Source organism: Stenotrophomonas sp. CCNWLW57, from assembly GCF_037203925.1.
GTDB classification, from domain to species: Bacteria; Pseudomonadota; Gammaproteobacteria; order Xanthomonadales; family Xanthomonadaceae; genus Stenotrophomonas; species Stenotrophomonas rhizophila_A.
In genome coordinates, this window is the sequence record NZ_JBBCBJ010000005.1 from 214,655 (window position 1) to 232,886 (window position 18,232).

The following is an 18,232-nucleotide window of genomic DNA, read 5'->3' on the forward strand; positions in this document are numbered from 1 at the left end:
CACGCCCGCCGTGGCCGGTTCTGTGACGGTTTGGAGTTGGATCGATCTAAACCGCTGGCGGCGAATTTTTAACACGGCCGGGCGCGGGACGCATGCTGCTGCGCAATATGGACGGGCAGGGGGCAGATGTGCCTATGGCCCCTGGTGGGTGGTTTGTTATGTTGCGCCGCAGAATGCATCCCGCAATTTGTCCATGGTTTACTTAAATCGATCTAAATTCACGTCGTCGTGACTTTGGAGCGATCCAAACCATAGGACCCACTGCATGCGCCGATTGCCGTCCCGCCTTGCCCTTCCGCCCCTGCGCCGCCCGCTGGCGGGCCTGGCCTGCCTGGCCGTGCTGGCCTTCACCCCGATCCTGCAGGCCGCCCCGGCCGCGCTCGAGCGGGAGGTCAACACCTTCATCGGCAGCAAGGATGACGGCAATACGTTCCCGGGCGCCTCGGCCCCGTTCGGCCTGATCCAGGTGAGCCCCATCGGCGAACACTATGCCGGCTGGCGCTATGACGATCCCAAGATCCGCGGCTTCGGCCATTCCTTCCTGTCCGGCGCCGGCTGCTGGGAGCAGGGCGGCCAGGTCTCGGTGCTGCCGGTGACCGGCACCATCGGCCCGGGCGGTGATTTCGATACCGACAACGCCAAGAGCTTCGACCACAAGGCCTACGCCTCCGGTTACACCCACGAAGGCGAAGTCGGCCAGGCCGGCTACTACAAGGTGCGCCTCACCAGCTACGGCGGCATCGACGCCGAAGCTACCGCACGCACCCGCGCCGCCGCCGAGCGCTACACCTTCCCGGCCGACGCCGGGACCGGCCACGTGCTGGTCAACGTGGGCCAGGCCAACGAGCGCCATTCGGTGATCGGCAGCGTGATCGACGTGGTTGGCGACCGCGTGGTCGAAGGCAAGCTGGTCACCAAGAGCTTCTGCGGTGGCCACCAGTACACCACCTGGTTCCGCATCGAATTCGACCGCCCGTTCAAGGCCCATGGCACCTGGGGCGAGGGCGGTGGCCTGCCCGGCGCCCGCCATGGCATGGAAGGCGAGCTCAAGCCCAGCGGCGCGTGGCTGAGCTTCGACCTGTCCAAGGGCCGCGCGGTCACCGCGGTCAGCGCGATTTCGCACGTGGATGCCGAAGGCGCACGCGCCAACCTGCGCAGCGATGGCATGCAGGATGGCCGCCTGCTTGGCTTCGAGCGCATGCGCAGCCTGTCGCAGCAGCAGTGGCGCAAGGAACTGTCGACCGTGCGCGTGGACAGCAAGCATGCCGACGATCGCACCGTGCTCTACACCGCGCTGTACCACGCGCTGCTGCAGCCGCTGACCGGCAGCGATGCCGACGGCCGCTACCGTGGCTACGACGACAACATCCACCGCGCCGAGGGCTGGACCTATTACGAGTATTTCTCGCTGTGGGATACCTACCGTGCGCAGAACCAGTGGCTGGCGCTGACCCGCCCGCAGGTGACCAGGGATATCGGCCGCAGCCTGCTGGCGATCAACGAGCAGGGCGGCTGGCTGCCGCGCTGGGGCTACGCGAACTTCGAAACCAACATCATGACCGGCGACCCGGTCACCCCCTTCATGGTGGACCTGTGGCGCTTCGGCGCGCTGGCCGGGCGCGAAGGCGAGGCCTACACCGCACTGCGCCGCAATGCCTTCGAACTGCCGCCGATGAACTCGCGGCATGCCGGCCGCTCGGGCAACCCGGGCTATGTGGAGAACGGCTACGTCGCCTACGACCGCGCCTTCCCGTCCAAGGGCATGGATGTCGATCCGCACCACGGCGGCTCGGCCACCCTGGAGTACGCCCTGGCCGACTGCGCGCTGGCGCAGATGGCTGATGGCCTGGGCCATGCCGACGATGCCGGCGTGCTGCGCCAGCGCGGCCGCAACTGGCAGAAGGTGTGGGACCCGAGCGTGCGTGACGAGGAAACCGGCATGAGCGGCTTCCCGCGCCCGCGCATGGACGATGGCAAGTGGTACCTGCCGGCCGACGGCCACTACAGCCCGCGCTCGCACCATGGGTTCCATGAAGGCACGGCGTGGCAGTACCAGTGGCTGGCCCAGCAGGACATCCCCGGCCTGGTCCAGGCCATGCACGGCCGCGAGAACGCCGGCAAGCGCCTGGATGCGTTCTTCGCCTACGACGCGCTGCTGCAGTCGCCGCTGCAGGCCGCCCGCAAGGAATGGGTGGTGGGCCCGTACAGCTATTACAACCAGTACCGCTACAACCCCAACAACGAGCCGGACCTGCATGCGCCGTGGATGTACACCCTGATCGGCCAGCCGTGGAAGACCGCCACGGTGGTGCGCGCCGCGCAGCAGCTGTTCACCAACGCGCCCAATGGCGTCACCGGCAACGATGACCTGGGCACCATGTCGGCCTGGTACCTGTTCAGTGCGCTGGGCCTGTACCCGGCGGTGCCGGGCAGCGGCGAGTTCCTGCTGCATACCCCGCGCTTTGCCAAGGTCGAGGTCGACCTCGGCCAGGGCCGCACGCTGCGTCTGCAGGCCCCGGGTGCCGACGGCCGCAAGCTGCAGTACGTGCAGGGCGTGCAGGTCGATGGCCAGGCGCATGCCCCGGTCTGGCTGGACTGGAACCGCCTGCAGCAGGGCGGCACCATCGCCTACACCCTGGGCGACACGGCACCGGAAACCGGCTGGGGTACCCAGGTAGACGCCCTGCCGGTGTCGTACTGCGCCACCCCGGGGGCCGCGCTGGAATGAGCCCGCCGGCCGCGATCCGTTGACCGATGTGATCGTTTAGGCTTGCAGGACCATGAGGACGCCGACGCCACGATGAAAAAGGACACTTCCGCTGCCAAGGGAACCCGCGCCAGCACGCCCCGTGCCGGCGCCGCACGTGCGGTCACCGTGACCGACATCGCCGATGCCATCGGCGTGTCGCGCGCCACGGTGTCGCTGGTGCTGCGGGGCAGCCCGCTGGTCAATGTCGACACCCGCGCGCGGGTGGAAGCCGAACTGCGCCGGCAGCGCTATGTGTACAACCGCGGCGCAGCCAACCTGCGCCGCCGGACCTCGACCAGCGTGGCACTGGTCATCAACGACCTGTCCAACCCGTTCTTCGCCGAATTCGCTTCCGGTGTAGACGAGGCGCTTGGCGCGAAGGGCTACGTGACCCTGCTGGGCAGCACCGGCGAATCGCCGGTGCGGCAGCAGGCGGTGTTGACCACGCTGATGGAACACACCCCGGCCGGCCTGATCCTGTCGCCGGCCGAAGGCAGCGATGCCACCGAAGTGCGCCAAGCCGTGGGCTATGCCAACGTGCTGCTGTTCAACCGCGAGCTCAAGGGCGGCGACTGGGATTTCCTCACCCTGGACAACCAGCAGGGCGCTTACCTGGCCACCCGCCACCTGATCGAGCAGGGCCATCGCCGCATCGCCTTCTTCGGCGGCCATGCTGAGTCCAGCTCCTGCCACCAGCGCCGTACTGGCTACGCGCAGGCCCTGGCAGAGGCGGGGTTGTCGGTGAAGCCGGACTGGCTCATTGAATCGGCGCCCAACCGGTTGGAAGCCGCAGCGCGTTCGGGCGAACTGTTCGCCGGCGACGTGCCCACCGCAGCGGTCTGCTACAACGACACGGTGGCCCTGGGCCTGATGCTGGGCCTGGCGTCGCGCGGTGTGCAGCCGGGCCGCGATTTCGCGGTGACCGGGTTCGATGATATTTCCGAAGCAGCGGTGGCGTTGCCGCCGCTGACCACGCTTACCGTCAATCCGCGCGAGCGCGGCCGCCAGGCGGCCGAACTGCTGCTGCAGCGGCTGGACGATCCCACCGCCGCACCGCGCCATACCGTGGCCCCGGTGCAGCTCCGTATCCGTGACAGCAGCGGCCCCGCCGTCGGCTGATTCCGTTCCCTTTCACCTGCCCGCACACTGAGGCGCGTTACGCATGCCCATTTCCCCAACGCATCGCCTGCCCACATCGTCATCCACCGCGCCCGTGGTCAACACGCGCATGGCGCTGGCGGTGGCCACCACGATCTTCTTCATGTGGGGGTTCCTGACCTGCCTCAACGACATCCTGATTCCGCACCTGAAGGCGGTGTTCGAACTGAACTACGCCAAGGCGATGCTGGTGCAGTTCACCTTCTTCGGCGCGTACTTCCTGATGTCGCTGCCGGCCGGTCGGCTGGTGGCGCACCTGGGCTACAAGAAGGGCATCGTGGCCGGCCTGGCCATCGCCGCCGTTGGCGCGCTCGGCTTCTGGCCGGCCGCCGAACTGCGGGTGTATGAAGCCTTCCTTGGCGCGCTGTTCGTGCTCGCCACCGGCATCACCGTGCTGCAGGTGGCGGCCAATCCGTACGTGGCGCTGCTTGGCCCGGAACAGACCGCCTCGAGCCGCCTGACCCTGGCGCAGGCGTTGAACTCGCTGGGTACGGCAATCGCGCCGATCTTCGGCGGCCTGCTGATCCTCGGCAACACGGTCAAGAGTGCCGATGAACTGGCCGCACTCGGCGCGGCCGAACAGCTGGCCTACCGCACCCAGGAAGCTCAGTCGGTGCAGGGCCCTTACGTGGGCCTGGCGATCGCGCTGGCGCTGCTGGCGGTGTTCGTCTACCTGTTCCGCCTGCCGGCGTTGAATGAAACCACCGAACAGGCCGACCCGGTCAAGCACACCCTGATGGATGCGCTGCGCCACCGCCATGTGACTTTCGGGGTGCTGGGCATCTTCTTCTACGTCGGTGCGGAAGTCTCGATCGGCAGCTTCCTGGTCAATTACCTGTCGATGCCGAACATCGGCGGCCTGACCGAACAGCAGGCCACCGGCTACGTGTCGGCCTACTGGACGATGGCGATGATCGGCCGCTTCGCCGGTTCGGCGATCATGACCCGCTTCTCCCCGCGCCTCCTGCTTACCCTGTTTGCCACCGCCAACGCCGTGTTGCTGGCAGTGACCATGGCCAGCGAAGGGCAGGTGGCGATGTACTCGGTGGTGGCCATCGGCCTGTTCAACTCGATCATGTTCCCGACCATCTTCGCGCTCAGCATCGAGCGCCTGGGCGCGCTGACCAACAAGGCCTCCAGCCTGCTGATCATGGCCATCGTCGGTGGCGCGATCATCCCGTTCCTGCAGGGCCTGCTGGCCGACCGCATCGGCCTGCACCTGTCTTTCATCCTGCCGTTGCTGTGCTACGGCTACATCCTCTTCTACGGCGTGTGGGGCTCGCGCCCGCGCGCCGGTTTCAGCCAGGGGGGCTGAGCGCGTCATGACCAAGATTGTTTGTTTCGGCGAAATTTTGATCGATCTACTTGCGCAGCCGCCGGCCACGCCGGACACGCCTCGCGCGTTCCTGCAGTACGCCGGCGGTGCCCCGGCCAACGTCGCCGTGGCCGCCGCGCGGCTGGGGGCAGACACCCATTTCGCCGGCATGCTCGGCCAGGACATGTTCGGCGACTTCCTTGCCGAGAGCCTGGCCGGTGCCGGGGTCGCCACCGACTGCATCGTGCGCACCGACGCGGCCAAGACCGCGCTGGCGTTCGTGGCACTCGACGCGCACGGCGAGCGTAGTTTCAGCTTCTACCGGCCGCCGGCCGCGGACCTGCTGTTCCGCGCCGAGCACTTCAGCCCGGCCTGTTTCGACGGCACCCGCAGCTTCCACGTCTGCTCCAACAGCCTGACTGAAGCGGCCATCGCCCAGGCCACGCTCGACGGCATGCAGCGCGCCCGCGCCGCCGGCGCGATGGTCAGCCTGGACCTCAACCTGCGCCCGGCGCTGTGGCCGGCCGATGTCGACCCGACCGCGCAGCTGTGGGAAGCGCTGGTGCTGGCCGACCTGGTCAAGCTCTCGCGCGAGGAACTTGAATACCTGGCCGCGCCGCTGGGCGCCGACGGCAATGCCGTGGTCATCCAGCGCCTGCTGGCGGCCCATGCGCAGGCCGTGGTGGTCACCGATGGCGCCGCCCCGATGCGTTGGCACACCCGCCATGGCAGCGGCGTGGTCACCGGCTTCCAGGTGCCTGCCGTGGACACCACCGCCGCAGGCGATGCGTTCGTGGGCGGGCTGCTGTTCGCGCTCGGTGAGCGCGGTGCCGATGGCGATGCGTTCGTCGACTTCTGCCGCGACGCGGCCAGGCTGCAGGACGCCATCCGTTTCGGCGCCGCCGTCGGCGCGCTGGCCGTGACCCGCAAGGGCGCGTTCGCCGCGATGCCGAGCCTGGCCGATGTCCAGACACTGCTGCAGCAACAACAGGAAACCGCCGCATGACTACCGCCATTCCCGCCCAGCCTGATTTCCGCTCGCCGGAATTCCTGCGCGCGCACATCGCGCAGAGCATGGCGTTCTACCAGCCGCACGAGATCGACCCCAACGGCGGCTTCTTCCACTACTACCTGGACGATGGCACGGTCTACGACGCCAGCCACCGCCACCTGGTGAGCAGCACCCGCTTCGTGTTCAACCACGCCATGGCCTACCGCGAATTCGGCAAGGCGGACGACCTGAAGGCGGTGGAACACGGCATCCGCTACCTGCGCGAGGTGCACCGCAACCCGGCCACCGGCGGCTACGCCTGGACCCTGCGCGACGGCGTGGTCGAAGATGCCACCAACCACTGCTACGGCGTGGCCTTCGTGCTGCTGGCCTACAGCTGCGCGCTGAAGGCCGGCATCGGCGAAGCCCGTGCGTGGATGGATGAAACCTGGGCCCTGCTGGAAACGCGCTTCTGGGAACCCGAATTCGGCCTGTACAAGGACGAAGCGGACGCCGACTGGAACTTCAGCGACTATCGCGGCCAGAACGCCAACATGCACATGTGCGAAGCGATGCTGGCCGCCTTCGAGGCCAGTGGCGAAGCCCGCTACCGCGACCGTGCGCTGCTGCTGGCCGACCACATGACGCGCCGCCAGGCCGCGCAGGGCGAGGGGCTGGTGTGGGAGCACTACGACCGGCAGTGGCAGATCGACTGGAACTACAACCTCGACAACCCCAAGCACCTGTTCCGCCCGTGGGGCTTCCAGCCCGGCCACCAGACCGAGTGGGCCAAGCTGCTGCTGATCCTGGACCGCCATGTGCAGGCCGACTGGCTGGTGCCGACCGCGCGCCACCTGTTCGATACCGCCGTGGCGCGCAGCTGGGACCAGGCGCGCGGCGGCCTGTACTACGGCTTCGCGCCGGATGGCACGGTGTGCGATGACGACAAGTACTTCTGGGTGCAGGCCGAATCGCTGGCCACCGCCGCGCTGCTGGCCGCGCGTACCGGTGACGCGGTCTACTGGGACTGGTACGACAAGCTCTGGGCGTACGCCTGGCAGCACATGATCGACCACCAGTACGGCGCGTGGTACCGCATCCTGGATGCGGACAACCGCAAGTACAGCAACGAAAAGAGCCCGGCCGGCAAGACCGACTACCACACCATGGGCGCGTGCTACGAAGTACTCAACGTGGTGCGTTGAGTTGACCTTACAGTGAGGCGATGCATGAAGCGTTGGGCGTGGAGCGTTGGATTGGTTCTGTTGCTTGCGCTTCATGCGCTCCCCGCGGGCGCGGCGCAGCTGCGTGCGCAATGGTCGTTCCGGCTGCTGCCGGTCAACGCGCAGCTCAAGGCGCATCCCGAGGCAGGCCAATGGCGGCCCGCGTCGGTGCCGGGGTCGGTGCATACCGACCTGCTGGCGAGCAAACTCATTCCGGACCCTTACGCCGGTGCGCCCGAAGCCGGACTGCAGTGGATCGGGCTGGCCGACTGGGAGTACCAGGCGCGTTTCGACGTGGACGCCGCCACCCTGGCCGACGCGCATGCCGAACTGGCATTTGAAGGCCTGGATACCTTTGCGGAAGTGAGCCTCAACGATCGGGCGCTGCTGCGCGCTGACAACAGCCACCGCACCTGGCGGGCGCGGGTGGATGGTCAACTGAAGGCCACCGGCAACGTATTGCGGATCGTGTTCCGTTCGCCGATCACCACGCTGCTGCCCGGCGTGCAGGCGATGCCGCACAGGATCGCCGGCAATTACCCGTCGCCGTATGGCGATGAGCCGCGCGATGCGATGGTCGGCAACTTCGTGCGCAAGCCCGGGTACCACTTCGGCTGGGACTGGGGCCCGCGTTATGTGACCGCCGGGATCTGGCGCCCGGTGCAGCTGGAGAGCTGGAACGCGCAGAGGATCACCGACGTGGCCGTGCAGACGCTGGCGCTGGATGCGCGCCGCGCGGATCTGACGGTGGCGGTGGAGGTGGACAGCGCGGCAGCGCGCAACCTGCCTCTCGGTGTGTCGCTGATTGATCCGGATGGGCAGGTGGCGGCGACGGTGAAGCAGACGGCGTTGCTGCGTGCAGGCCAGCAGGTGCTGTCGGTGCCGGTGACGTTGGACCGGCCGCGGCGCTGGTGGCCGGCAGGCCATGGCGAACAGGCGCGCTACACCGTGCGCGTCGTTGCCGACGCGGGAACCACCGATGAGGTCGAATACCGCATGCGCACCGGGCTGCGCACGGTGGAGCTGCGCCGGGAGAACGACGCCAAGGGCGGGCAGGGCTTCGCCTTCGTCATCAACGGCGTGCCGATCTTCGCCAAGGGCGCCAACGTCATTCCGTTCGACATGTTCCCCGCGCGGGTCGATCCGGCGCGCATCCGCCGCGAGCTGACCGCCGCGCGCGACGCCAACATGAACATGCTGCGCAACTGGGGCGGTGGTTATTACGAGGACCAGGTGTTCTTCGACATCGCCGACGAACTGGGCCTGCTGGTCTGGCAGGACTTCATGTTCGGCGGCGGCATGCAGCCGGGTTACGACCCGGCGTTCCGCGCCAACGTCGTGGCCGAGGCGCGCGACAACGTGCGTCGGCTGCGTGCGCATCCCAGCGTGGTGCTGTGGTGTGGCAACAACGAAGAAGAGACCGCGTGGAAGGACTGGGGCCACGGCCGCGACCTGAAGGCGGCCGATCCGGCATTTGCCGAACGTGTCTGGCAGGGTTACGTAGACCTGTTCGGCAACGACCTGCGCAAGGTGGTGGCCGAGGAAGGGTTGGGCGTGCCGTACTGGTCCAGCTCGCCGAGCAACGACCTCGATACCGTGGCCAACGACTCCACCCGCGGCGACAAGCACTATTGGCAGGTATGGGGCAATCCGGCGCTGCCGGTGCAGGCCTACCTGCGTGAGACCCCGCGTTTCATGTCCGAATACGGCCTGCAGGCGTGGCCGGTGCTGCGCACGCTGGACGGCATCATTCCCGCGGGCGAACGGAAGGTCGACAGCGCTACCGTAAAGGCCCACCAGAAATTCATGGCAGGCGAGGGCAACCAGCGCCTGCTCCAGTACGTCGAGCGGGAATTCGGCACGCCGCGCGACTTCGCTGATTTCGTTTACCTGAGCCAGGTGATGCAGGCTGAAGGCATCGCGCTGGCCGCGCTGCACCACCGTGCCTCACGCCCGTACACGATGGGTTCGCTGTACTGGCAGCTCAATGACGTGTGGCCGGGTGCGTCCTGGTCCAGCATCGATTACGCCGGGCGCTGGAAGGCGCTGCATTTCCATGCGAAACGGTTCTTTGCGGACCATGCGGTTGCGGCATTGCGCGATGAGGGCGTCACCCGCGTCAGCCTGCTCAATGACCTGCAGCAGCCGCTGGAAGCGCGGTGGCGGTTGCGGGTGATGGATGTGGATGGTCGCCAGGTTTCGCAACAACAGCATGCGGTGACGGTGCCGGCACTGTCGGCGCTGGACGTCGGGCGTTTCACCGACGCGCAGCTGCTGGGCAGGGCCGATCCCGCGCGTACGGTCGCGGTGGTGGAACTGCTGGAAGGTAAGCGTGTGCGGTCGCGCCAGGTGGTCTACTTCGCGGCGGCCAAGGATATGCAGCTGCCAAAGGTGCAGATCGACAGCCGCTGGATCCAGGACGGCGATGACATCGTGCTGGAGCTGCGCGCGGCGCAGCTGGCCCGCGGCGTGTGGGTGGATTTCGATGGAATGGACGCCACCCTGGACGACAACGCCATCGACCTGGTGCCGGGTGAACCGGTGCGGATCAAGGTCAAGGCCGATGCCGAACTCGAAACGCTGCGCAACGCGCTGCGGATCCGCTCAGTAGCCGACGCGATGGCGGTTCAGTGACCATCCGGCATCGTGCGGGATGGGCGGCGTGATGGATTTGGGGCTGGGGATCGGTAGGGTCGGTTCCCAAACGACTGCACGTAACGATGATCGGCGCTGGGACGCATGACCTCAAACGGAGAGACGTTTTCGCCGGAGGTCATGCGTTAAAGAAGTCACGACCGCTATCGGCAGTCGTTTGGGAACCGACCCTACCGAAATCGTTCGTGCGATATTCCGATACTGATCGCGTGGCCTGGATTACAGCGTGATCTGCTGGAAATTTTCCACGCGGTCGTGGCCGTGCGTGGCTTCGCCGGTGCGCGGCAGCGGGTAATCGTCCAAGCGGTCCAGCAGGCGGGTCTGCAGGCCGGCTTCACGGGCTGCATCCAGCTCTTCCACCACGTCCGACAGGAACACGATCTGCCCGGCCGGCACGCCGATGGCCTTTACGATGTTGCGGTAACTTTCCGCCTCGCGCTTGCCGCCGATCTCGGTGTCGAACCAGCCCGACACCAGCCCGGTCAGGTCGCCGGCCTCGCTGAAGCCAAAGAACTGCTTCTGCGCCGGCACCGAACCGGAGGAGTACACATACAGCGGCTTGCCCTCGGCATGCCAGCCGCTCAGCACTGCCGCCACTTCCGGATAGAAGTGCGCCTTGTACTCGCCGTTGCGGTAGCCATCTTCCCAGATCATGCCCTGCAGCGCCTTCAGCGCCGTGTGCTTGCGATCCTGGTCGATCCAGCCCTGCAGGGTTTCCACGATGAGGCTGTCCTGGCAGGCACCGCCGATCTCCACCGCCACCGCATCCAGCCAGCGACGCACCTCCGGCTGCTGGCCATGCGCGGCGACAAACGCCGGCAGCGCCTTGCGCGCATACGGAAACAGCACGTTCTTCACGAACGAAATGCTGCTGGTGGTGCCTTCGATGTCGGTGAGGATGACAGTGGGGTGGGGCATGGATCAGGACGCCTTGGTCGGAACGTAACGGGGGAATTTCTGGGCGATGTCCGTGCCGGTGAAGTGCCCGACCCAGCCATCCGGCTCTGTGAAGAAGCGGATCGCCACGAAGCTGGGCTCATCGCCCATGTCGAACCAGTGCGTGGTGCCATCCGGCACCGCGATCAGGTCGTTCTTCACGCACTCGATCTCATAGACCTTGTCGTCCACGTGCAGCGTGAACAGCCCCGAGCCGGCCACGAAGAAACGGACCTCATCTTCCTTGTGGAAGTGCTCGTCCAGGAACTTTTTCCGCAGCTCGGCGCGGTTGGGGTTGTCCGGCGCGATCGAGGCCACGTCCACGCTCTTGAAGCCGTGCTGGGCCACCAGCCGGTCGATGTCGCTGCGGTAGGCAGCGAACACCTCGTCCTGGCTCGCGCCCGGCGAAACCTCATGGGCCGCCTGCCAGCGTTCGAAGGTCACCCCGATCTTCTCCAGCTCGGCGGCAATCAGCGCGCCGTCCTGGGTATCCAGCAGCGGGGATTGGGGTTCATCGTGATCGTAAATGCGCAGTCGGCTCATGGCGGCAGCTTGAACGGCGAGGGGGACCTCAAAGAGTATCAGCGGCCGGCCCTGAATGGGGGCGCGACCTGATGACGCTGGAGTATGTAGCTCAGGGCCCGCGCAGCTTACGCAGCTCCAGCTCGCAGTACAGCAGGAACTCGAACGCCTCCATGTGGCGGCGTGCTTCGGCCATGTCCCGGCCCCAGGCGTACAGGCCATGCCCGTCGATCAGATAGCCCCACATGCAGCCTTCGTCGAGCTTCTGCTCGACCTTGGCGGCCAGCTCGTCCATGTCCTGGGTGTTGGCGAACACCGGCACGTCCACGGCGGTTTCATGGGTACTGTTGCCATGGAAGGCCTTCAGCAGCTCATACCCCTCCAACCGGATATGCCCATTGGCCGCATACAGCCGCGAGGCAATGGTCTGCACCGGCGAATGGGTATGCAGTACGCAGCCAATCTCCGGGAACCGGCGATACAGCTGCGTATGCAGCAGCGTCTCGGCAGACGGACGCAGCGGCCGGCCGACGGCCTTGCCGTCGAAGTCCACCACCATGATGTCGTCCTCGATCAGCCGGCCCTTGTCCTTGCCGGACACCGTGATCGCCGCATGCCGGTCATCCAGCCGGTGCGAGAAATTGCTGCTGGTCGCCGGCGTCCACCCGGCCTGCGCCAGTTCGCGGATGTTGTCGATCAGCACCTGGGCCAGTTCGCTCAGACGAGCCGTGTCGTAAGGGGTGTCGTTCATGGCGGGCATTTTAACGGCGCAGCGCGTTAAAAGCAGGTTCCGAGCGCAGGCCCGGGCGGCAAAAAGGCCGCCGGACCCCGATTTTGCCTTTGGCACCGTCACCCGTAGCGTGTCGAAGGGTGGGGCGGTGGGGGTTTGCGGGGGTGTGAGCGGCATGGATGCCGCGACCAAGCCCCCATGGATGGGTTTACGGCGTCCCCCGCAAACCCCCACCGCACCGCCAAACCGACGGTAAAGGCGGAGCCAACGCTCTGGCTCTGGCCTTTGCAGTCAGCTCGGGCGTTCAGCCGCGCAGGCGGCTGTGCTTGAAGCCGTAGCCGAAGTAGATGGCGAACCCGATCACGGTCCAGATCCCCATCAGCATCCAGTTGTGCATCGTCATCGCCGACAGCAGGGCCAGGCAGCTCAGCACGCCCAGGCTGCAGATCAGCCAGGCCGCCGGAATGCGGAACGGGCGCGGCAGGTCCGGCTGCGTGCGGCGCAGGATCAGCACGCCCGCGCAGACCGCCGCGAACGCGATCAGCGTCCCCATCGAGGTCAGCTCGCCCAGCACGTCCAGCGGGAACAGCGCCGCCAGCAGCGCAATGCCGATGCCCGTGATCACCGTGTTGATGTGCGGCGTGCGGTACTTCGGGTGGATCGTCGTGAACACCTTCGGCAGCAGACCGTCGTTGGCCATGATCATGAAGATGCGCGGCTGCGCGATCACCATCACCAGCACCACCGACGACAGCCCGATCAACGCACCGATCTCCACCACCACCCGCAACCAGCCCAGCGTCGGGTGCGCCGCCACCGCCGTCACCACCGGCTCGTCCGTGCCCAGCAGCGTGTACGGCACCAGCCCGGTCATCACCGCCGCCATCGCGATGTACAGGATCGTGCAGATCACCAGCGACAGCAGCATGCCGATCGGCATGTCGCGCTGCGGCCGGTGCGATTCCTGCGCCGCCACCGACACCGCCTCGAAGCCGATATAGGCGAAGAACACCATCGCCGCACCGCGCAGCACGCCCTCGAACCCGAACTTGCCCGGGCCCTCATTGGCCGGAATGAACGGCGTCCAGTTGGCCGGGTCCACGTACTTCCAGCCGACCACGATCACCAGAATGATCAGGCCTGTCTTCAGCACCACCATCGCCATGTTCATCGCCGACGACTTGCTGATGCCCACATAGCACAGCCATGTCAGCAGCAGCACCAGGATCGCCGCCGGCAGGTTCGCGATCGCCCCGGTGGGGCGCAGCTGCCCATCCAGCGGCGCACTGACCAGCGCCGATGGCAGGTAGATATCGAAATGACTCAGCAGGCTCAGGAAGTATCCGGTCCAGCTGACCGCCACCGCCGACGCCGACACCCCGTATTCCAGCACCAGCATCCAGCCGATGAACCACGCCGCCAGCTCGCCGAAGGTCGCATACGTATAGGTATAGGCGCTGCCGGAGACCGGCACCATCGACGCGAACTCCGCATACGCCATCGCGCAGAACGCGCAGCAGATCGCCGCCAGCACGAAGCTCAGCATGATCGCCGGGCCCGCATGGTTGGCCGCCGCCTGCCCGGTGATGACGAAAATGCCGCCGCCGATCACCGCGCCGATGCCCAGCGCGGTCAGGCCCCAGGGCCCCAGCGTGCGCTTCAGGCTCAGCCCGTTCGCATCTTCATGGGCGGCGTGCGGGTGCTTGGTGGCCCACAGTTGCTTCAGCATGGGATCACGACACCTTGTTGAGCTTGCTGTGGCGGATGCCGTAGCCGAAATAGATCACCAGGCCCAGCACCGTCCAGCCCACGAACAGGTGCCAATGCACCACGAACGCCTGCCAGAACAGGAACAGGCACGACAGCGCGCCCACCGGGCAGATCACCCACACCAGCGGCACCCGGAACGGCCGGGTCAGCTCCGGGCGCGTGTAGCGCAGCACCAGCACGCCGATGCAGACCGTGGCGAAGGCCAGCAGGGTGCCCATCGAGACCAGCTCGCCCAGCACGTTCAGTGGCATCAGGCCCGCCAGCGCAGCGGCCAGCACGCCCACCACGATCGTGGCCCAGTACGGGGTACGGAAGCGCGGGTGGACCTTGCCGAACAGCTTCGGAATCAGGCCGTCGCGCGAGATCGTGTAGGCGATGCGGGTCTGGCCCATCATCATCACCAGCACCACCGAGGACAGGCCGGCGATGGCGCCGATCTCCACGGCGGTCTTGAGCCAGGACAGGCTGGCATACGGCTCCAGCGCGGTCGCCACCGGCTTGTCGGTACCCAGCAGGTGGTACGGCATCATGCCGGTCAGCACCGCGCACACGATGATGTAGACGATGGTGCAGACCGCCAGCGAGCCGAGCAGGCCGATCGGCATGTTGCGCTGTGGGTCCTTGGTTTCACCGGCCGCAGTGGAAACCGCATCGAAGCCGATGTAGGCGAAGAACACGATGGTGGCTGCACGGAACACACCGCTCCAGCCGAACTCGCCCGGCACGCCGGTGTTTTCCGGAATGAACGGGGTCCAGTTGGCCATGTCGATGTGCTGCGCGCCAAAGCCGATGAACAGGCAGATCACCGTGACCTTGATCGCCACGATGATCGCGTTGACGAACGCCGACTGGGTCACGCCCACGTACAGCAGGCCCGACACCGCCGCCACGATCAGCACCGCCGGCAGGTTGAACAGCTTGCCGGAGGAGATGAACTCCTGCCCGGTCCAGCTGATCGGCGCCGCGCTGAGCGCGTCCGGGAATGGCATGTGCAGCGTGGTGGTGATGAAGCTGATGAGGTACGCCGACCAGCCCACCGCGACCGAGGCCGAAGCGAACAGGTATTCCAGCACCAGGCACCAGCCGATGAACCAGGCCATGCCTTCGCCCAGGGTGGCGTAGGAGTAGGAGTAAGCGCTGCCCGAGACCGGCATCATCGCTGCGAACTCGGCGTAGCACAGGCCCGCCAGGGCGCAGGCGAAGCCGGCGATCACGAACGACAGCATCACCGCCGGGCCGGCGTGATTGGCGGCCGCCTGGCCGGTCAGCACGAAGATACCCGCACCGATCACGGCGCCAATACCCAGCATGATGAGATGTTTCGCCGTGAGGGTCCTTTTCAGCGAGGCTTCGCCGTCCAGGCTGCCTTCAATCGGTTCGCCGGCATCGACGTGCCCGGCCGGCTCGACCGGTTTGACCCTCAACAGAGACTTCAGCATGCAGTGCTTCCCAGGTGGACGTTGGTGCGGGGCGGGCCCAGCGAAATCGAAAGGCAAGTGCGCGATACGTTGCCGCGCCCTTGAGTGGTGACCGGCCGCCCCAAAGGAACGGCCCGCTGTACCTTAGCCAAAGCTGAAGCCTGCGCACAAGCGCAAATGCAGCATGCCGGGCGATAATCTGCCAAATCCGTCCGATTGCCCGGTTGCCATGTCGTCAAACCCTGAATCCGTTGTAGCACTTGACGCCGCCCTGCGCGGCCAACTTGCCGATTACGCCCGCCGGCACCCCGAACACGCCGCCTTGGCTGACGAATTCAGCACATTGCTGGACGACCCGGAAAACCCGTTCCTGCGCGACCGGCTGGCCGGCCATTTCACCGGCAGCGCCTGGCTGGTCAGCGCCGATGGGGCGCGGGTGCTGCTGACCCACCACCGGAAGTTGAACCGCTGGCTGCAGTTGGGCGGGCATGCCGATGGCGTGCGCGACCTGGCCAGGGTGGCGCTGACCGAGGCCGAGGAGGAATCCGGCCTGGCCGGGCTGGTGCTGGAGGACGGGGCGGTGCTGTTCGATATCGACAAGCACTGGATTCCGGAACGGCATGACGTGCCCGGCCACTGGCACTACGACGCGCGCTACGTGGTGCGGGCGGTGGGAAGCGAGGCCTTCGCGATCAGCGAGGAATCGCTGGCGCTGGCCTGGCGCGACATCACCGATGTTGCCGATGCCGCGATCGAGACGCCGGACGGGGATGATTCGCTGCCGCGCATGGCCAAGCGCTGGCTCGCACGGTGACCCTGTAGGGTCGCATCCCGATCGACCGCCGACCGTGTTCGAACGTCCGGTTGTGGCATGACCGTTGGCGGAAAAAACGCGTTTCGTTCGGAGGTGATGCCTTCGTCGCGCTGATCACCGTTATCGGCGGTCGATAGGGATGCGACCCTACCAATGCGTCATCGCACGAACCGTCGTTCCGTCCCGTTCGCGTCATCGCACGAATCATCGTTGCGCCGCCTTTGGGTAATCGCACGAAATCCATCGGCACGCATCGGTAGGGGCGCATCCCGATCGACCGCCGACCGTGGTGCAACGTTCGGTTGTGGCATGACCGTTGGCGTAAAAAACGCGTTTCGTTCGGAGGTCATGCCTTTGTCGCGCCGATCACCGTTATCGGCGGTCGATAGGGATGCGACCCTACCAATGAGTCGCCGAACGTGATCGACCAGCACGCAATGCACCGGTAGGGTCGCATCCCGATCGACCACCGGCCGTGTTTCCACGTTCGGTAGGGCATGACCATTTGGCGAAGAAGCGCGTTTCGTTCAGAGGTCATGCCGCCATCGCGCCGATCACCGTTATCGGCAGTCGATTGGGATGCGACCCTACCGCGGAGCGAAACGTGCGCGTTGATGCGCACGTCCGCGGCCGGCAGTGCGATCAATACAGAACGCGCGTACGCAGCGTGCCCGGAATCGCCGCCAGCTCTTCGCGCACGGCCGCGGCCTGTGCTTCGCTGGCGGTGATGTCGATCACCACGTAGCCGACCTTCGGGTCGGTGCGCAGGAACTGGCCATCGATGTTGACGTTGTGGCGCGAGAAGATCTCGTTGACCTTCGACAGCACGCCCGGCACGTTCTGGTGGATGTGCAGCAGGCGCAGGCTGTCTTCGTGCTCGGGCAGGGTCACTTCGGGGAAGTTGACCGCCGACAGGGTGCTGCCGTTGTCGCTGTAACGCACCAGCTTGGCCGCCACTTCCACGCCGATGTTGTCCTGCGCTTCCAGGGTGCTGCCGCCGACGTGCGGGGTGAGGATGACGTTGTCGTGCGCGGTCAGCGGCGACACGAAGGCATCGCCGTTGCCCTTGGGCTCCACCGGGAACACGTCCAGCGCCGCGCCACCGATGTGGCCAGAGCGCAACGCCGCATCCAGCGCATCGATGTCGACCACGGTGCCGCGTGCGGCATTGATCAGGTGCGCGCCCGGGCGCATGCGGGCCAGCTGCGGCGCGCCGATCAGCCACTGGGTGGCCGGCGTTTCGGGCACGTGCACGGTGACGATATCGGCGCGGGCGAGCAGGTCGTCCAGGTCGATGGCAGCGCGGGCGTTGCCCAGCGACAGCTTGGTTTCGATGTCGTGGAAGATCACCTGCATGCCCATGGCTTCGGCCATCACGCCGACCTGGGTGCCGATATGGCCATAGCCGATGATGCCCAGGGTCTTGCCGCGCACTTCATGGCTGCCGGCGGCCGATTTGGACCAGCCGCCACGATGGCATTCGGCGTTCTTCTGCGGAATGCCACGGGTCAGCATGATCGCTTCGGCGATCACCAGCTCCGCCACGCTGCGGGTGTTGGAGTAGGGCGCATTGAACACCGGAATGCCGGCCAGCTCGGCCGCTTCCAGGTCCACCTGGTTGGTGCCGATGCAGAAGCAGCCCACCGCCATCAGGCGCTTGGCATGGGCCAGCACGTCGGCGCTGAGCTGGGTGCGCGAGCGGATGCCGACGATGTGCGCTTCGGCGATGCGCGCCTTCAGTTCGTCTTCGGGCAGGGCCTTGCTGTGCAGTTCGATCTGCGAATAGCCGGCCGCACTGAACACGTCGATGGCCGTCTGGCTCACCCCCTCCAGCAACAGCACGCGGATATCCTGCTTCGGGAATGAGGTCTTCTTCGGCGACATGGGCAAGCGGCAGCATGTTGGGCGGGAGCTGCCCACTATGCCAGATCGGGGCGGCGATGGTGCGGTG

13 protein-coding genes are annotated in these 18,232 nt (G+C 66.5%); 7 read left to right on the plus strand and 6 right to left on the minus strand.

Annotation, left to right across the window (positions count from 1 at the left end):
• Positions 1-265 precede the first annotated feature (265 nt).
• The 6 genes from V9K91_RS13735 (at position 266) to V9K91_RS13760 (ending at position 10,070) form a co-directional block, all read left to right on the plus strand.
• Positions 266-2,728: a GH92 family glycosyl hydrolase gene (locus V9K91_RS13735; protein ID WP_336443408.1), complete on the plus strand. Its 2,463-nt coding sequence runs from the start codon at positions 266-268 to the stop codon at positions 2,726-2,728.
• A gap of 72 nt (positions 2,729-2,800) precedes the next feature.
• Positions 2,801-3,868, plus strand: a complete 1,068-nt coding sequence (locus V9K91_RS13740) for a LacI family DNA-binding transcriptional regulator (protein WP_093534539.1) — start codon at positions 2,801-2,803, stop codon at positions 3,866-3,868.
• 109 nt (positions 3,869-3,977) lie between these two features.
• Entirely contained in the window at positions 3,978-5,222 is a 1,245-nt protein-coding gene (gene fucP / locus V9K91_RS13745) for an L-fucose:H+ symporter permease (protein ID WP_237334350.1), read from the plus strand.
• Positions 5,223-5,229: 7 nt separating this feature from the next.
• Positions 5,230-6,228 (plus strand): carbohydrate kinase, encoded by a 999-nt coding sequence (locus V9K91_RS13750; protein ID WP_249834201.1) that lies wholly within the window; start codon positions 5,230-5,232, stop codon positions 6,226-6,228.
• Positions 6,225-7,418 carry an AGE family epimerase/isomerase gene (locus V9K91_RS13755; protein WP_095363851.1) on the plus strand — a complete coding sequence of 398 codons (1,194 nt, stop codon included), beginning with the start codon at positions 6,225-6,227 and terminating at the stop codon, positions 7,416-7,418. Before V9K91_RS13750 ends, V9K91_RS13755 begins: the two co-directional genes overlap by 4 nt.
• Before the next feature lie 60 nt (positions 7,419-7,478).
• Positions 7,479-10,070, plus strand: a complete 2,592-nt coding sequence (locus tag V9K91_RS13760) for a glycoside hydrolase family 2 protein (protein ID WP_336443409.1) — start codon at positions 7,479-7,481, stop codon at positions 10,068-10,070.
• Between the two features lie 240 nt (positions 10,071-10,310).
• Here the strand turns inward: V9K91_RS13760 and mtnC are convergent, their stop codons facing one another.
• The 5 genes from mtnC to V9K91_RS13785 all read right to left on the minus strand — a co-directional run bounded on the left by mtnC (position 10,311) and on the right by V9K91_RS13785 (position 15,488).
• On the minus strand, positions 10,311-11,009 hold the full coding sequence (gene mtnC / locus V9K91_RS13765) for an acireductone synthase (RefSeq protein ID WP_249834203.1): 699 nt from the start codon (positions 11,007-11,009) through the stop codon (positions 10,311-10,313).
• A 3-nt stretch (positions 11,010-11,012) separates the two neighbouring features.
• Positions 11,013-11,570, minus strand: coding sequence for an acireductone dioxygenase (locus tag V9K91_RS13770; protein ID WP_093534507.1), 558 nt, complete (start codon positions 11,568-11,570; stop codon positions 11,013-11,015).
• Positions 11,571-11,661: 91 nt separating this feature from the next.
• Positions 11,662-12,300 (minus strand): methylthioribulose 1-phosphate dehydratase, encoded by a 639-nt coding sequence (locus tag V9K91_RS13775; RefSeq protein WP_249834204.1) that lies wholly within the window; start codon positions 12,298-12,300, stop codon positions 11,662-11,664.
• A 283-nt stretch (positions 12,301-12,583) separates the two neighbouring features.
• Positions 12,584-14,008: an amino acid permease gene (locus tag V9K91_RS13780; RefSeq protein WP_249834205.1), complete on the minus strand. Its 1,425-nt coding sequence runs from the start codon at positions 14,006-14,008 to the stop codon at positions 12,584-12,586.
• 4 nt (positions 14,009-14,012) lie between these two features.
• The gene (locus V9K91_RS13785) at positions 14,013-15,488 is read right to left on the minus strand and encodes an amino acid permease (protein ID WP_068851479.1); all 1,476 of its coding nucleotides are present in this window, start codon (positions 15,486-15,488) and stop codon (positions 14,013-14,015) included.
• Between the two features lie 208 nt (positions 15,489-15,696).
• On the opposite strand from V9K91_RS13785, the gene V9K91_RS13790 reads away from it, so the two are divergent.
• On the plus strand, positions 15,697-16,281 hold the full coding sequence (locus tag V9K91_RS13790; protein WP_306988873.1) for an NUDIX hydrolase: 585 nt from the start codon (positions 15,697-15,699) through the stop codon (positions 16,279-16,281).
• Between the two features lie 642 nt (positions 16,282-16,923).
• Here V9K91_RS13790 and serA read toward each other — a convergent pair.
• Positions 16,924-18,165 (minus strand): phosphoglycerate dehydrogenase, encoded by a 1,242-nt coding sequence (gene serA, locus V9K91_RS13795; RefSeq protein WP_184123757.1) that lies wholly within the window; start codon positions 18,163-18,165, stop codon positions 16,924-16,926.
• Positions 18,166-18,232: the final 67 nt, after the last annotated feature.

Excerpts from the sequence above, each read along its gene's own strand:
- V9K91_RS13780 (WP_249834205.1), bottom strand. The coding sequence starts at position 14,008 with ATGCTGAAGCAACTGTGGGCCACCAAGCACCCGCACGCCGCCCATGAA.
- V9K91_RS13770 (WP_093534507.1), bottom strand. The coding sequence starts at position 11,570 with ATGAGCCGACTGCGCATTTACGATCACGATGAACCCCAATCCCCGCTG.
- V9K91_RS13790 (WP_306988873.1), top strand. The coding sequence starts at position 15,697 with ATGTCGTCAAACCCTGAATCCGTTGTAGCACTTGACGCCGCCCTGCGC.
- V9K91_RS13755 (WP_095363851.1), top strand. The coding sequence starts at position 6,225 with ATGACTACCGCCATTCCCGCCCAGCCTGATTTCCGCTCGCCGGAATTC.
- fucP (WP_237334350.1), top strand. The coding sequence starts at position 3,978 with ATGGCGCTGGCGGTGGCCACCACGATCTTCTTCATGTGGGGGTTCCTG.
- V9K91_RS13740 (WP_093534539.1), top strand. The coding sequence starts at position 2,801 with ATGAAAAAGGACACTTCCGCTGCCAAGGGAACCCGCGCCAGCACGCCC.
- mtnC (WP_249834203.1), bottom strand. The coding sequence starts at position 11,009 with ATGCCCCACCCCACTGTCATCCTCACCGACATCGAAGGCACCACCAGC.
- V9K91_RS13750 (WP_249834201.1), top strand. The coding sequence starts at position 5,230 with ATGACCAAGATTGTTTGTTTCGGCGAAATTTTGATCGATCTACTTGCG.
- serA (WP_184123757.1), bottom strand. The coding sequence starts at position 18,165 with ATGTCGCCGAAGAAGACCTCATTCCCGAAGCAGGATATCCGCGTGCTG.
- V9K91_RS13785 (WP_068851479.1), bottom strand. The coding sequence starts at position 15,488 with ATGCTGAAGTCTCTGTTGAGGGTCAAACCGGTCGAGCCGGCCGGGCAC.
- V9K91_RS13775 (WP_249834204.1), bottom strand. The coding sequence starts at position 12,300 with ATGAACGACACCCCTTACGACACGGCTCGTCTGAGCGAACTGGCCCAG.
- V9K91_RS13735 (WP_336443408.1), top strand. The coding sequence starts at position 266 with ATGCGCCGATTGCCGTCCCGCCTTGCCCTTCCGCCCCTGCGCCGCCCG.